The sequence below is a fragment of the Pantoea sp. UBA5035 genome (assembly GCF_002415245.1).
GTDB classification, from domain to species: Bacteria; Pseudomonadota; Gammaproteobacteria; order Enterobacterales; family Enterobacteriaceae; genus Pantoea; species Pantoea septica.
The window spans coordinates 1-13944 of the sequence record NZ_DICD01000026.1; the positions used below are offsets into that span (position 1 = coordinate 1).

The window sequence follows — 13944 nt, forward strand, 5'->3', positions numbered from 1 at the left end:
ACCAGCTGAGCTACGTAGCCATCTTTTTTCGCGTTACCTTCATCGGCGTTGCGGGGCGCATTATGCGTATTGAGCTCTGGAGCGTCAACACATTTTTTGCCGATTTTCGCCTCCGCGCGCCTGTTTGTCTGGCTTGTAACCAGGGTGGTGAATTATTCGGCAAGTTTTGATCGTAACCACATCAAAGCTAAAAAAAAGGGGCCCCGCAAGGCCCATTTTGTTATGGCTTATTTTGCTTATTTATAAGCAGACTGATGCACGCCCACCGCGCGACCTGAAGGATCGTCCATCGATTTGAACGCTTCGTCCCACTCAATCGCTTTGGCGGAGGAGCAGGCGACCGACGGACCGCCCGGCACGCACTCCACCGCGCTCGGCAGCGGGAACAGCTCTTCAAAAATTTCGCGATAGAGGTAGCCCTCTTTCGACGCCGGCGTGTTGTACGGGAAGCGGAAGTGCGCGGTCGCCAGCTGCTGATCGCTGACCTGCTGCGCCGCAACCTCTTTCAGCGTATCGATCCAGCTGTAGCCGACGCCGTCAGAGAACTGCTCTTTCTGGCGCCAGGCGACGCTTTCCGGCAGATAAGAGGAGAAACATTCGCGCAGGATATGTTTTTCCATCTTGCCGTTGCTGCCGCACATCTTGTCCTGCGGGTTAATGCGCATCGCCACGTCGAGGAATTTCTTGTCGAGGAACGGCACGCGCGCTTCCACGCCCCAGGCGGACATCGCTTTGTTGGCGCGGGCGCAGTCGTACATATGCAGCGCCATCAGCTTGCGCACGTTCTCTTCATGAAACTCTTTGGCGTTTGGCGCTTTATGGAAGTAGAGGTAGCCGCCGAACACTTCGTCCGCGCCCTCGCCGGAGAGCACCATCTTAATGCCCATCGCCTTGATTTTACGCGACATCAGGTACATCGGCGTTGAGGCGCGAATGGTGGTAACGTCATAGGTTTCAATGTGATAGATCACATCGCGAATCGCATCCAGCCCTTCCTGCACGGTAAAGTGAATCTCGTGATGCACCGTGCCCAGATGTTCAGCCACCGCTTTCGCCGCTTTCAGATCCGGCGAGCCTTCCAGGCCGACCGCGAACGAGTGCAGCTGCGGCCACCAGGCGTCGCTCTTGTCCTGATCTTCGACACGTTTCGCCGCAAAGCGTTTGGTTACCGCCGAGATGATAGAGGAGTCGAGACCGCCGGAGAGCAGCACGCCATACGGCACATCTGACATCAGATGGCTTTTCACCGACTCTTCCAGCGCATGCTTCAGGCCCGCCGCATCGGTGACGTTATGTTCTACCGCGGCGTACTCCATCCAGTCGCGCTGCCAGTAGCGACGAATTTCGCCGTCGGTGCTGGAGAGATAGCTTCCCGGCGGGAACTCTTTAATTGAGCGGCACACCGGCACCAGCGCTTTCATTTCCGACGCGACAAACAGGTTGCCGTGTTCGTCGTTGCCCATATAGAGCGGGATGATGCCGATATGATCGCGGCCGATCAGGTATTGCTGCTTCGCGCTGTCCCACAGGATAAAGGCGAACATGCCTTCGAGTTCGTCGAGGAAGTCGACGCCTTTTTCCTGATAGAGCGCCAGAATGACTTCGCAGTCGGAGCCGGTCTGGAACTGGTAGCGATCGCTCAGCTCGGCGCGCAGCGCCTGATGGTTGTAAATCTCGCCGTTAACCGCCAGAACATGGGTGTGATCGGCGTTGTACAGCGGCTGGGCGCCGTTGTTGACGTCGACGATAGACAGACGTTCATGCGCGAGAATCGCTTTATCGTCGGCATACACGCCGGACCAGTCCGGTCCGCGATGACGCATCAGGCGAGAACTCTCCAGCGCTTTTTTACGCAGATCAATCGGATCGCTTTTCAGATCCAACACACCAAAAATAGAACACATATCCTGACTCCTGAGCTCGCCTGTCGGCGATGTTATCGTTGCCTTGTCCGGCAGCCAGCGGCTGCGTGATGTATAAGAAAATGCGCTATTTCATGCAGTCAATGCAAGCATATTCGCCTTTTACTAGTAAAAAGATTGTTGCTGAGGCTTTTAATTTGAATATTATTCAATTTTAATCGCCTTTCATTAACGGATCGGCAATAGACAGTCGGGATTGACTAAAAAAGAGTCAGCTTAGGGCGGATTTCAGGGAGAAGCGGCCGCCTGGCGTCAGGCGGCGCGAAGAGAGATTAAAACAGATCGATATCCGCGACAGAAGGGTAGATCCAGTCGGGGCGAAAAGGCATAGCGTCGATATCGCTCAGCGTCGAAACGCCAGAGAGCACCAGAATGGTTTCCAGTCCCGCCTGAAAGCCGGCCAGAATATCGGTGCGCAGGTTGTCGCCGACGATCACCGTCTCCTCGGAGTGAGCCTGCATTTTATTCAGCGCGGCGCGCATAATGTAGGGGCTGGGCTTGCCGACATAAAAAGGGCGACGGCCGGAGATCTTTTCGATGCCGGCGCAGAGGGCGCCGCAGGCGGGCACAAAGCCGCGCGCGTGGGTATCGGGGTTGGTGGCGATAAAGCGCGCGCCGCTGGCGACGAAAAAGGCGGCCTTATGCATCATCTCCCAGTTAAAGGAGCGCGTCTCGCCGACGATCACGAAATCGGGATTGACGTCGGTAATGGTGAAGCCCGCTTTATAGAGTTCATGGATCAGCGCGCCTTCGCCAATCACGTAGGCCTTTTTGCCTTCCTGACGACGCAGGAAATCGGCGGTCGCCATCGCGGAGGTATAAAACACCGAGTCGGGCACCTCGACGCCGGCGTTGGCGAAGCGGTTCGCCAGATCCTGCGCGGTCTGCGAAGGATAGTTGGTCAGCACCACCAGCGGCATCTCTTTTTGCAGGATGCGCTGCAGAAACTCCTGCGCGCCGGGCACGGCGGTGTTGTCGTGCATTAACACGCCGTCAATATCGCAAATTACGCTTTTTATCGTCATAGGTTCAGTCCGGGTCGCGTTTACTCTTCCAGTAAATGTTGCAGCAGAATGCCGTTGAGCATAGCGCGTTTTGCCAGAGCAAAGGCGCCTATCGCTGAACGATGATCGAGCTCGGAACGCACCACCGGCAGATTTTTGCGGAAGGCGTTGAGCGCTTGCGTGTTAATACAGCCTTCAATGGCCGGAAACAGCACTTTCTCGGCGTCGGTGATTTCCCCCGCCAGCACCACTTTTTGCGGGTTGAACAGGTTAATCGCAATGGCGATCGCTTTGCCCAGATAGCGTCCGACATATTCGATCACTTCGCACGCCAGCGCGTCGCCCTGATTGGCGGCTTTGCAAATCTGCGCCATCTGGCAGGCGTCCTGCGTCAGCACGCTGGGATAGCCCTGGCTGAGCAGATGGCGCACGCGGTTTTCAATCGCGCCGTTAGCGGCGATGGTTTCCAGACAGCCAAAATTGCCGCAGTGGCAGCGCTCGCCGAGCGGATCGACCTGAATATGGCCGATTTCGCCTACGTTGCCGTTGCTGCCCAGAAAAATATGGCCGTTGGCGATAATGCCGGCGCCGGTGCCGCGATGGAGCCGCACCAGAATCGAGTCGGCGCAGTCGCGGCTTGCACCAAAGTAGTGCTCCGCCAGCGCCAGGCTGCGGATATCGTGACCGACGAAGCTGGTGACCTTAAAGCGATTTTGCAGTCCGGCTACCAATGGCCAGTGGCTGACGGCGATATGGGGCATATAGCGGATAACGCCGTTTATCGGATCGACCAGGCCGGGCAGGATCACCGAGATGGCGATGAGCTCGCGAATTTTACGCTGGTGAGTATCGATAAAGCTGTCGATAGCGGCGAACAGCGCATGCTCCAGCGTCTCCTGCGTGCGCTCCGGCAGGGCATAATCCTCCTGCGCCAGCGATTTGCCGCTGAGATCGAACAGCGTCAGGGTGGCGTCATGGCGGCCGAGCCGCACGCCGATGGCGTGGAAGTTGCGTGTTTCGGTTACGATGGAGATAGCGCGGCGACCGCCGGTGGACGCCTGTTGATCCACCTCTTTGATCAGCCCGCGCTCGATGAGCTGACGGGTAATTTTAGTGACGCTGGCGGGCGCAAGCTGACTGAGTTCGGCAATCTGAATGCGCGAAATAGGGCCCTGCTGGTCGATCAGCCGGTAAACGGCCGCGCTGTTGAGTTGCTTGACAAGATCGACATTTCCTATTTGTGTCTGGCCGCCAGTGGTCATTCAGTGCTTACTCGCTCAGGACGTCGTCTCCGCTGACAAACGTCTTAGTGATCTTGAAATCACGCGTAAAAACAGTGAGGTTGGCGACTTTTCCCGCTTCGACCGTGCCCAGCTGTTTTTCCACGCCCATTGCCTGCGCCGGGTAGAGTGTCGCCATGCGCAGCGCTTCATCCAGCGCGATACCGACATGTTCGACGGCGTTGCGTACCGATTCAATCATAGTAATCGCAGAGCCGCTCAGGGTGCCGTTCTCGTCCACGCACAGGCCATTGCGATAGTATATTGTTTTGCCAGCGAAAATGAATTTATCAATTTCGGCGCCTGCGGGCGCGGTGGCGTCGGTGACCAGCACCAGCTTATTGCCTTTGATACGTTTCGCGTTGCGTACGTTAGCGTAATGGACGTGCAACCCATCTGCAATAATGCCGCAATAAACATCTGGCGCATCGAACAGCGCGCCGATCAGGCCCGGCTCGCGTCCGGCGAAAGCGGGCATGGCGTTATAGAGATGGGTCGCGAAGGTCACGCCCGCGCGGAAGCCCGCTTTGGCTTCGTCAAAGGTGGCGTTGGAGTGGCCGGCGGAGACGATGATGCCCGCCTGCGTCAGCTGACGGATCACCGCGTCGCCGGCGTTTTCCGGCGCCAGTGTCACCTTGGTAATCACGTCGGCGTTATCGCACAGATAGCGCACCAGCGCCGGATCGGGCAAGCGGATGAGATCGGGATTATGGGTGCCTTTTTTGGCTTTATTCAGCCAGGGGCCTTCCAGATGCAGGCCGAGCGCCTGATGTTGATGCTTGCGTTTATAGGCGCGCATGGTGTCGATGGCGCGCTTCATCAGCTCGTCGCTGCTGGTGATCAGCGTGGGCAGAAAGCTGGTGCAGCCTGACTTTTCATTGGCGCGCTGCATGATTTCCAGCGTCTCGACGCTCAGGGCGTCGATGTCGTCGTTGAACTGCACGCCGCCGCAGCCGTTCAGCTGCAGATCGATAAAGCCGGGAGCGATCAGCGCGCCTGCAACGTCGCGCAGCGCGATATCGGCCGGCAGCGCGTCGCGCGGACAGACGCGTTCGATCAGCCCATCGGCGATAACCACCGCGTGGTTATCCAGAATTTCATGACCGGTATAAATTCGGCCGTTAACTAATGCGTACATCGTGGTTCTCCCGGCTGAGCCCGCCAGAGCCTCGCGGCGGGCATTTACAACATCGTCTTACACGCCTTTCATATTTTCCGCTTCCATTTCGCGGAAATATTTAACGGTTTTCACTTTCAGTTCCATGGTGGCGGGTTCGTCGCATACCACCACCGATTTCGCATGCAGCTGCAGGCAGCTGATGGTCCACATATGGTTGACGTTGCCTTCTACGGCGGCCTGCAGCGCCTGCGCTTTGACATGGCCGGTCACCAGAATCATCACCTCTTCCGCATCCAGCAGCGTGCCGACGCCGACGGTCAGCGCATATTTCGGCACCTGATCCACATCGCCGTTGAAGAAGCGCGAGTTCGCCACGCGGGTGTCGTGCGTCAGCGTTTTGATGCGGGTGCGCGAGGCGAGGGAAGAGGCCGGTTCGTTAAAGGCGATATGGCCGTCGTTGCCGACGCCGCCCATAAACAGGTGAATTTTGCCCAGCGCGCGAATCTTCTCTTCATACTGGCGACATTCTGCGTCAATATCTGGCGCATTGCCATTCAGAAGATTGATATTTTCTGGTTGAATATCAACGTGATCGAAAAAGTTGCGGTACATGAAGCTGTGATAGCTTTCCGGGTGCTCTTTCGGCAGGCCGACATATTCGTCCATATTGAACGTCACTACATGCTTAAAGCTGACCTGGCCCGCTTTGTGCATCTCGATAAGATGCTTGTAAGCTTCCAGCGGCGTGCCGCCCGTCGGCAGACCCAGCACGAAGGGACGATCCGCGGTAGGGTTAAAAGCATTGATACGGTTGACGATATGACGGGCTGCCCATTTACCGACCTGCGTAGGGGTAGCCAAAGGAATAAGTCGCATGTTTCACCTCATTCTGAGAAAAGAAAAGGGGACGACGCACCCATCGCGGCGGTCATTATCACATTAAAGCCGTGAGACCGTTTCAGCACGCGATCGCTGCGTCTTGATATTTTTCATCATAAAATAAGTTAGGGTGGTTCGCCAGACGTCTCGACAGTTAAAGGTGCTTTTTGGTGATAATTATCACAGAAGAGACGCGTATAATTTGCGAGGCGAATTAATTTGTCATTACACTGCGCAACGTGAAGTGTAGTGTCAATCAACCCCTGCGGCTGACAATAAAAAGCAAGCGGCGCAGGGCGACAAGCCAGTCTCATAGGGGGAAAGGACAAATGTTAGGTTACTTACAGAAGGTTGGCCGCGCGCTGATGGTGCCGGTAGCGACCCTGCCGGCAGCGGCGATATTAATGGGGGTCGGCTACTGGCTCGATCCGGACGCCTGGGGCGCAAGCAACGCGCTCGCCGCGCTGCTGATAAAATCGGGCGCGGCCATTATTGAGCATATGTCCGTACTCTTTGCTATCGGCGTGGCTTATGGGCTGTCAAAAGATAAAGATGGCGCAGCGGCGCTGACCGGCTTCGTCGGTTTTCTGGTGGTGACGACGCTCTGCTCGCCGGCAGCCGTTTCGATGATCCAAAAAATACCGCTTGATCAGGTGCCCGCCGCCTTCGGCAAAATCGAAAACCAGTTTGTCGGCATTATGGTGGGCATTATCTCCGCGGAGGTTTATAACCGCTTTAGCCATGTCGAACTGCCGAAGGCGCTCTCTTTCTTCAGCGGACGCCGCCTGGTGCCTATCCTCGTCTCATTCCTGATGATCGCGGTGGCATTCATTCTGATGTACATCTGGCCGCTGATCTTTAACGGACTGGTGAGCTTTGGCGAACATATCCAGAAGCTGGGCTCGGTCGGCGCGGGCGTCTACGCCTTCTTTAACCGTCTGCTGATCCCGGTCGGCCTGCATCATGCGCTTAACTCGGTGTTCTGGTTCGACGTCGCGGGCATCAACGATATTCCTAAATTCCTCGGCGGCGCGCAGTCGATCGCTAACGGCACCGGCATTGTCGGCATCACGGGGCGCTATCAGGCGGGCTTCTTCCCAATCATGATGTTCGGCCTGCCGGGCGCGGCGCTGGCGATCTATCACTGCGCGCGACCGGAAAACCGCGTTAAAGTCGGCAGCATCATGCTGGCCGCGGCCTTCGCGGCCTTCTTCACCGGCATTACCGAGCCGCTGGAGTTCTCCTTTATGTTCGTCGCGCCGGTGCTTTACGTCATCCACGCGGTGCTGACCGGCATCTCGGTATTTATCGCCGCCAGCATGCACTGGATCGCCGGCTTCGGCTTTAGCGCCGGTCTGGTGGATATGGTGCTGTCGAGCCGCAACCCGCTGGCGACTCACTGGTGGATGCTGATCCCGCAGGGCATCGTCTTCTTTGCGCTCTACTATGTGGTATTCCGCTTCACGATTAAGAAGTTCAACCTGATGACGCCGGGTCGCGAGCTGGCGGTGGCGGGCGACGAAACGGACGGCTACGACGTTAACGTCGACACAACCGACAACGGCGAGAGCGCGACCGAATCGCTGGCGCGTCGCTATATCGGCGCCGTCGGCGGCTCCGACAACCTGACCGGCATCGATGCCTGCATCACGCGTCTGCGTCTCAACGTAAAAGACTCGGCGCAGGTCAATGAGTCCGTCGCCAAACATCTGGGCGCGTCCGGCGTTATCCGCCTGAATAAACAGAGCGTGCAGGTGATTGTCGGCACCCAGGCGGAAAGCATCGCCACCGCAATGAAAAAAGTGCTGACCAAAGGGCCGGTCGCCTCGGCGGGCGGCGCTTCAGCAGCGCCTGCCGCGCCAGCGGCAAAACCGCAGGCCGTGTTGAATCGCGAGACCAAAACCATCGTGACGCTGATGGCGCCAGTGAGCGGCGAAGTGGTCGCGCTGGAGGCGGTGCCTGACGAAGCCTTCGCCAGCAAGGCGGTAGGCGAAGGGCTGGCGATCAAGCCGAGCGGTAAAACCGTGGTGGCGCCGGTTGCCGGCACCGTGGTGAAAATCTTCGACACCAACCACGCCTTCTGCCTGGAAACCAGCAGCGGCGTTGAAATTGTGGTGCATATGGGCCTCGACACTGTGGCGCTGGGCGGCAAGGGCTTTACCCGGCTGGTGGAAGAGAGCGCGACGGTCGCCGCGGGTCAGCCGGTGCTGGAGATGGATCTCGATTTCCTCAACGCCAACGCGCGTTCGATGATCAGTCCGGTCGTGGTCAGCAACAGCGAAGATTTCGCCGGGCTGACGCTGCTGGCTACCGGCCCGGTAGTGGCTGGCGAAACCCCGCTTTACGAGGTAAAAGGCTAAGCCCCTGAGCGCATCGCCGTAAAAAAAAGCAGGCAGGAAGCAATTCCTGCCTTTTTTCGTTTTATCGCCTTAACAAACCGGTTGTTTCCCTTCGACGCTTTGTGGATCATACTCCGTTACTTCGTGGTACAAACCACCCGCTATACGTATTGAGGATTGAGAGATGAGTGAGGCTGAAGCCCGCCCAACTAACTTTATTCGTCAGATCATCGACGAAGATTTGGCGAGCGGCAAGCACAGTAGCGTGCATACCCGTTTTCCGCCTGAGCCCAATGGCTACCTGCATATCGGCCATGCTAAATCGATCTGCCTGAACTTCGGCATCGCTCAGGACTATCAGGGTCAGTGCAACCTGCGTTTCGACGATACCAACCCGGTTAAAGAGGATATGGAGTTCGTCGAGTCCATCAAGCGCGACGTGCAATGGCTGGGCTTTGAGTGGAGTGGTGACGTTCGTTATTCCTCAGATTACTTCGATCAGCTTTATCACTACGCGGTTGAACTGATCAATAAAGGTCTGGCCTATGTCGACGAGCTGACGCCGGAAGAGATCCGCGAGTATCGCGGCACCCTGACCGCGCCGGGCAAAAACAGCCCCTATCGCGATCGCAGCGTCGAAGAGAACCTGGCGCTGTTCGAAAAAATGCGCAACGGCGAATTCGCCGAGGGGAAAGCCTGCCTGCGCGCCAAAATCGATATGGCCTCCAGCTTTATCGTGATGCGCGATCCGGTGCTCTACCGCATTAAGTTCGCCGAGCATCACCAGACCGGCAAAAAGTGGTGCATCTATCCGATGTACGACTTTACCCACTGCATCTCCGATGCGCTGGAAAATATCACCCATTCGCTCTGCACGCTGGAGTTCCAGGATAACCGTCGCCTCTATGACTGGGTGCTGGATAACATCTCTATACCGGTGCATCCGCGCCAGTATGAGTTTTCGCGTCTAAACCTCGAATATGCGGTGATGTCGAAGCGCAAGCTGACGCAGCTGGTCAACGAAAACGTGGTGGAAGGCTGGGACGATCCGCGCATGCTGACCGTATCGGGCCTGCGCCGTCGCGGCTACACCGCCGCTTCGATCCGCGAGTTCTGCCGCCGTATCGGCGTCACCAAACAGGATAACGTGGTCGAGATGGCGTCGCTGGAATCCTGCATTCGCGACGATCTGAACGAAAATGCGCCGCGCGCCATGGCGGTGCTCGATCCGCTGAAAGTGGTGATTGAGAACCTGCCGGCCGGCCATAACGAAATCATCACCATGCCGAATCATCCGAACAAGCCGGAGATGGGCACCCGCGAAGTGCCGTTTGGCCGTGAAGTCTGGATCGATCGCGCTGACTTCCGCGAAGAAGCCAATAAGCAGTACAAACGTCTGGTGCTGGGCAAAGAGGTGCGTCTGCGCAACGCTTACGTGATCCGCGCCGAGCGTGTGGCAAAAGATGAAGAGGGGAATATCACCTGCATCTACTGCACCTGCGACGTCGATACCCTGAGCAAAGATCCGGCTGACGGCCGCAAGGTGAAAGGCGTGATCCACTGGGTCTCCGCCGACCACGCGCTGCCGGCTGAATTCCGCCTTTACGATCGCCTGTTCAGCGTGCCGAATCCTGGCGCGGAAGAGGATTTCCTGACCACCATCAATCCGAACTCGCTGGAAATTCGTCAGGGATTTGTTGAGCCAGGCTTGCAGAACGCCAGCCCGGAAGCGCCTTATCAGTTTGAGCGTGAAGGCTACTTCTGTGCCGACAGCCGCTATTCGCGTCCGAACCAGCTGGTGTTTAACCGCACCGTAGGCTTGCGCGATACCTGGGCAAAAATTGGCGATTAAATTTTTGCATTAACGGCATGATAAAATCACTACAGGGCGAGCAATCGCCCTTTTTTATATCTGCAATCAGCAGCAGGGCAATTTTTTGTTCTGTAACAAACAATTACCGCTTGTCGGACCAGTATAGGCGTTGTCTGAGTTAACGAAAATTAATCAATTTCCAGATGTGAATTTCATTTTTTCAGGTAGGCTATTCGCTCTTTGAAGAGGCTATGCGGGCATAATAAGGAAAAATGATGACGGCTCTTGGTCAGGAAGCAAAACACAGCGTGGTAGTTTTACATCAGTTAATCGAACGTATATTTAATCAGCCTTCAGGCGAAGACGATACCTTCGATCTGCTGCTTTCGCACTTCCATCCCGATTTCCGCATGGTCACGCCGCAGGGTCGGCTGCTCGATTTGAATCAAACTGAAGAGTTGTTTCGCCAGCTGCAGGGGCGTCGCGAAGGCATGCGCATCGCCACCAGCGAGCACGCGGTGATCTCTCAGGGCAAAGATGAGGTCACTATTCAGTATCGCGAACTGCAGATGATGAACGGCAGCGATCAGGCGCGCATCTCGCTGGCGATCCTCGACTGCACCACGTCGATTCCCCGCTGGCGCTATCTGCACGAAACGCTGGTCGCCTGACGGCCATAAAAAAAGCCGGTACGCAGACCGGCTTGTAGAATTACTGCATAGCACACATCTTTACTGATCGTGGAGCGTTTCGTCTTCGCGGCAATCGCCCAGCGAGCAGTGTCCATAGAGATAGAGGCTGTGGTTCGTCAACTTGATGCCGTGGCGAGTAGCAATATCTCGCTGGCGCGATTCGATTGATTCATCGCTGAATTCGATAACTTTACCGCAGTCGAGGCAGATCAGGTGATCGTGATGATGCTGCTGGGTCAGTTCGAAAACCGATTTCCCGCCTTCGAAGTTATGACGCGTAACGATGCCCGCATCGTCAAACTGGTTCAGTACGCGATAAACGGTAGCCAGACCAATCTCTTCGCCCATATCAATCAGGCGTTTATACAGATCTTCCGCGCTGACGTGATGGCACTGAGGTTCCTGAAGCACTTCCAGAATTTTAAGTCTGGGCAGCGTGACTTTCAGGCCAGCCTTCTTTAATGCGGTGTTGTTGTCAGTCATGCGGATATTGTCCTGTTACTTTGCTGGTTACTTGAGGCGCCTTGCCTTGAATGTCGTTCGGTGTCTATTCTCATTTGCGTCTCATTATAGAGGTGAAGTTTTGAAATGAAAACCGAGGGAAACGCCTGAAATCAACACGGGCTGTAAGAAGATGCGTAACGGCGCCGGGCGGAGAAATGCAGGAGGTTCGTTATCATCTCGCTAACTTCCTGACCTCGCGGAAGAAATAAGCAGATAACCGATGTGGGTATTGTACAGAATCAGAGATAAAAGTTAAAAAACTGTAGCTATTATTTCTATAGGAAAAACCATTAACTCAATGTGAGCCAGCGCCCACATTGAGTATGTGGGTAATCAGGCTTCGATGATCGCCTGCAGCTGCAGCTCATCGTAAATCTGCTTAACCCAGGCTTCGACGCGCTGGTTGGTCAGTTCCGGCTGGCGATCTTCGTCAATCGCCAGGCCGAGGAAGTGCTTGTCGTCCGCCAGACCTTTAGAGGCTTCGAAATGGTAGCCTTCGGTCGGCCAGTGGCCGACGATCACCGCGCCGTTCGGCTCGATAATGTCGCGAATGGTGCCCATCGCGTCGCAGAAATATTCCGCATAGTCTTCCTGATCGCCGCAGCCGAACAGCGCGACCAGCTTGCCATTGAAATCGATCTCTTCCAGCGTCGGAAAGAAATCGTCCCAGTCGCACTGCGCTTCGCCGTAGTACCAGGTTGGAATGCCCAGCAGCAGGATATCGAACGCCTCGAGATCTTCTTTCGTGCTCTTGGCAATGTCATGCACTTCCGCAACCTCTTTGCCCAGTTGTTTCTGGATCATTTTTGCAATGTTTTCGGTGTTGCCGGTATCGCTGCCAAAGAAGATGCCTACGATTGCCATGGGGTAAATAACCTCTTAAATCCTGATAATGAGTGCATGCGCAGAGCGCACAATTAAGCGAATGATAGCAGAGCGGGCAAAAGGGCGGAACTCGAAAAGCCGCTCCATTTGCTTCTGCGTGCGCTTTGCGCTATTCAGCCCAGTTTGAGTTGCGCCAGCAGCATTTGTTCAATCAGTTCGCTGCGGCTGATGTTGCGCTGCTCAGCCAGGGTGTTTAACGCATCCACGGCTTCGCTGGTCATTTTGAGTTCGACACGACGCAGCCCGCGCACTTTGTCACGTTTCAGTTGATTGCGCTTATTGATGCGCAGCTGTTCATCACGCGAGAGCGGACTGGTTTTCGGTCGACCGGGCCGACGCTCGTTTGCAAACAGATCCAGCGTAGTGCGGTCAGTGTGTTCTTTTGCCATGGGTTAGTAAAACTAGCGGCGCGAGCAGGCGCGTTTATAACGAAATGGGCCATTGCCGCGGCAAAAAAATGAGCAGCGGCAAAATTTAGCGCGCCATCATACTCCAGCCGAAGTGATGACGCCAATGCTAAACCGCGAACGGCAAGCTTTTGCTTTTAAAGCGCAAAAAAGCGGCGGACGCTGCGCAATACGGCATCAGGTTTCTCGGCATGCACCCAGTGACCGGCGCCGCTGATAACGTGCGCATGCGCGGCGGGAAACTGACGCAGCAGCGCGTCGCGATGCTGGTTGTCGAGATAGGGCGAGTCGCCGCCGCGTATAAAGAGCGCGGGATGCGGCCAGGGCGGCACCGCTTCCCAGCCAGATATTGTAGCGTAATTTTCCCATAGCGCCGGAACGTTGAAGCGCCACTCGCCATCCTGAAACGATTTGAGAATGAACTGGATGACGCCTTCTTCTTTAATATGCGCGCGCATCACCTGCGCGGCCTCGCTGCGCTGCCGCACGCCCGCGTCGCTAACGGCGCGGATGGCGGCGAAAATCTCGTCGTGGCGTCGCGTCTGATAATCCACCGGCGCGATGTCGATCATCACCAGCCTTTCCAGACGCTGCGGCGCCAGCGCGCTCATCGCCATGGCGATTTTTCCGCCCATTGAGTGGCCGATAACGGCGACGCGATCGATCTGGTGCGCATCCAGGGTATCGAGCATATCCTGCGCCATGGCGCGATAGCTCATCTCGTCGGCGCGCGGCGACAGGCCGTGGTTGCGCACATCTACCTGTATCAGCGGGCCCGCGTCTTTCAGGCCGCGCGCCAGCACGCCGAGGTTATCCAGACTGCCGAACAGGCCGTGAATAAGCAGGATGGGCAAGGAATCAGCGATTGATTGGTCAGTTTGCAGACGAGCATTTAAAATCATGGCAAAGTTCTTAAGATGGGGACCTTGGGTTAGGTTATCATGCTTTCACCTTTCCAGGCGCGACGACACGGCAGGCTTTAGGGCATATTCCGACTTTTGCCGTCTGAGCGTGCGAAGGCTATCAGCCCGCCTGGATTTAACTTTATAATCCTTATGTTAGAACCCGCCTGTCTCGCCAGCAACCGAGCGTTGCAACG

At 56.2% G+C, this 13944-nt stretch carries 12 protein-coding genes; 3 read left to right on the top strand and 9 right to left on the bottom strand.

Annotated elements, in window-relative coordinates; translation table 11 throughout:
• Positions 1–236: 236 nt before the first annotated feature.
• The 5 genes from asnB to nagB all read right to left on the bottom strand — a co-directional run bounded on the left by asnB (position 237) and on the right by nagB (position 6202).
• Positions 237–1904, bottom strand: a complete 1668-nt coding sequence (asnB, locus tag B3229_RS16100) for an asparagine synthase B (protein ID WP_286872404.1) — start codon at positions 1902–1904, stop codon at positions 237–239.
• Positions 1905–2194: 290 nt separating this feature from the next.
• Positions 2195–2947 carry an HAD-IIA family hydrolase gene (locus B3229_RS16105; RefSeq protein WP_033751787.1) on the bottom strand — a complete coding sequence of 251 codons (753 nt, stop codon included), beginning with the start codon at positions 2945–2947 and terminating at the stop codon, positions 2195–2197.
• A 20-nt stretch (positions 2948–2967) separates the two neighbouring features.
• Positions 2968–4188 carry a DNA-binding transcriptional regulator NagC gene (gene nagC / locus B3229_RS16110; RefSeq protein ID WP_096072787.1) on the bottom strand — a complete coding sequence of 407 codons (1221 nt, stop codon included), beginning with the start codon at positions 4186–4188 and terminating at the stop codon, positions 2968–2970.
• Positions 4189–4195: 7 nt separating this feature from the next.
• The gene (gene nagA, locus B3229_RS16115; protein WP_286872408.1) at positions 4196–5344 is read right to left on the bottom strand and encodes an N-acetylglucosamine-6-phosphate deacetylase; all 1149 of its coding nucleotides are present in this window, start codon (positions 5342–5344) and stop codon (positions 4196–4198) included.
• A 57-nt stretch (positions 5345–5401) separates the two neighbouring features.
• Positions 5402–6202, bottom strand: coding sequence for a glucosamine-6-phosphate deaminase (gene nagB / locus B3229_RS16120; RefSeq protein ID WP_033751778.1), 801 nt, complete (start codon positions 6200–6202; stop codon positions 5402–5404).
• 332 nt (positions 6203–6534) lie between these two features.
• Between nagB and nagE the strand changes: the two genes are divergently transcribed.
• The 3 genes from nagE to B3229_RS16135 all read left to right on the top strand — a co-directional run bounded on the left by nagE (position 6535) and on the right by B3229_RS16135 (position 11028).
• Positions 6535–8565: an N-acetylglucosamine-specific PTS transporter subunit IIBC gene (nagE, locus tag B3229_RS16125; RefSeq protein ID WP_286872410.1), complete on the top strand. Its 2031-nt coding sequence runs from the start codon at positions 6535–6537 to the stop codon at positions 8563–8565.
• Between the two features lie 163 nt (positions 8566–8728).
• Entirely contained in the window at positions 8729–10396 is a 1668-nt protein-coding gene (glnS, locus tag B3229_RS16130) for a glutamine--tRNA ligase (protein WP_048786931.1), read from the top strand.
• Positions 10397–10632: 236 nt separating this feature from the next.
• Positions 10633–11028: a hypothetical protein gene (locus tag B3229_RS16135; protein WP_048786930.1), complete on the top strand. Its 396-nt coding sequence runs from the start codon at positions 10633–10635 to the stop codon at positions 11026–11028.
• Between the two features lie 60 nt (positions 11029–11088).
• Here the strand turns inward: B3229_RS16135 and fur are convergent, their stop codons facing one another.
• The 4 genes from fur to ybfF form a co-directional block, all read right to left on the bottom strand.
• Complete coding sequence (gene fur / locus B3229_RS16140; RefSeq protein WP_033751764.1) at positions 11089–11532, bottom strand: ferric iron uptake transcriptional regulator; 444 nt, start codon at positions 11530–11532, stop codon at positions 11089–11091.
• A gap of 354 nt (positions 11533–11886) precedes the next feature.
• A complete protein-coding gene (gene fldA / locus B3229_RS16145; RefSeq protein ID WP_048786929.1) occupies positions 11887–12417 on the bottom strand; it encodes a flavodoxin FldA in 531 nt (176 codons plus the stop codon).
• 134 nt (positions 12418–12551) lie between these two features.
• Positions 12552–12827 (bottom strand): LexA regulated protein, encoded by a 276-nt coding sequence (gene ybfE / locus B3229_RS16150; RefSeq protein ID WP_033751760.1) that lies wholly within the window; start codon positions 12825–12827, stop codon positions 12552–12554.
• Positions 12828–12982: 155 nt separating this feature from the next.
• On the bottom strand, positions 12983–13747 hold the full coding sequence (ybfF, locus tag B3229_RS16155; protein WP_216493146.1) for an esterase: 765 nt from the start codon (positions 13745–13747) through the stop codon (positions 12983–12985).
• Between the last annotated feature and the right edge of the window lie 197 nt (positions 13748–13944).

Coding starts and splice junctions, on each gene's coding strand:
- nagE (WP_286872410.1), top strand. CDS start 6,535: ATGTTAGGTTACTTACAGAAGGTTGGCCGCGCGCTGATGGTGCCGGTA.
- ybfF (WP_216493146.1), bottom strand. CDS start 13,747: ATGATTTTAAATGCTCGTCTGCAAACTGACCAATCAATCGCTGATTCC.
- fldA (WP_048786929.1), bottom strand. CDS start 12,417: ATGGCAATCGTAGGCATCTTCTTTGGCAGCGATACCGGCAACACCGAA.
- B3229_RS16105 (WP_033751787.1), bottom strand. CDS start 2,947: ATGACGATAAAAAGCGTAATTTGCGATATTGACGGCGTGTTAATGCAC.
- asnB (WP_286872404.1), bottom strand. CDS start 1,904: ATGTGTTCTATTTTTGGTGTGTTGGATCTGAAAAGCGATCCGATTGAT.
- glnS (WP_048786931.1), top strand. CDS start 8,729: ATGAGTGAGGCTGAAGCCCGCCCAACTAACTTTATTCGTCAGATCATC.
- nagA (WP_286872408.1), bottom strand. CDS start 5,344: ATGTACGCATTAGTTAACGGCCGAATTTATACCGGTCATGAAATTCTG.
- ybfE (WP_033751760.1), bottom strand. CDS start 12,827: ATGGCAAAAGAACACACTGACCGCACTACGCTGGATCTGTTTGCAAAC.
- nagC (WP_096072787.1), bottom strand. CDS start 4,188: ATGACCACTGGCGGCCAGACACAAATAGGAAATGTCGATCTTGTCAAG.
- nagB (WP_033751778.1), bottom strand. CDS start 6,202: ATGCGACTTATTCCTTTGGCTACCCCTACGCAGGTCGGTAAATGGGCA.
- B3229_RS16135 (WP_048786930.1), top strand. CDS start 10,633: ATGACGGCTCTTGGTCAGGAAGCAAAACACAGCGTGGTAGTTTTACAT.
- fur (WP_033751764.1), bottom strand. CDS start 11,532: ATGACTGACAACAACACCGCATTAAAGAAGGCTGGCCTGAAAGTCACG.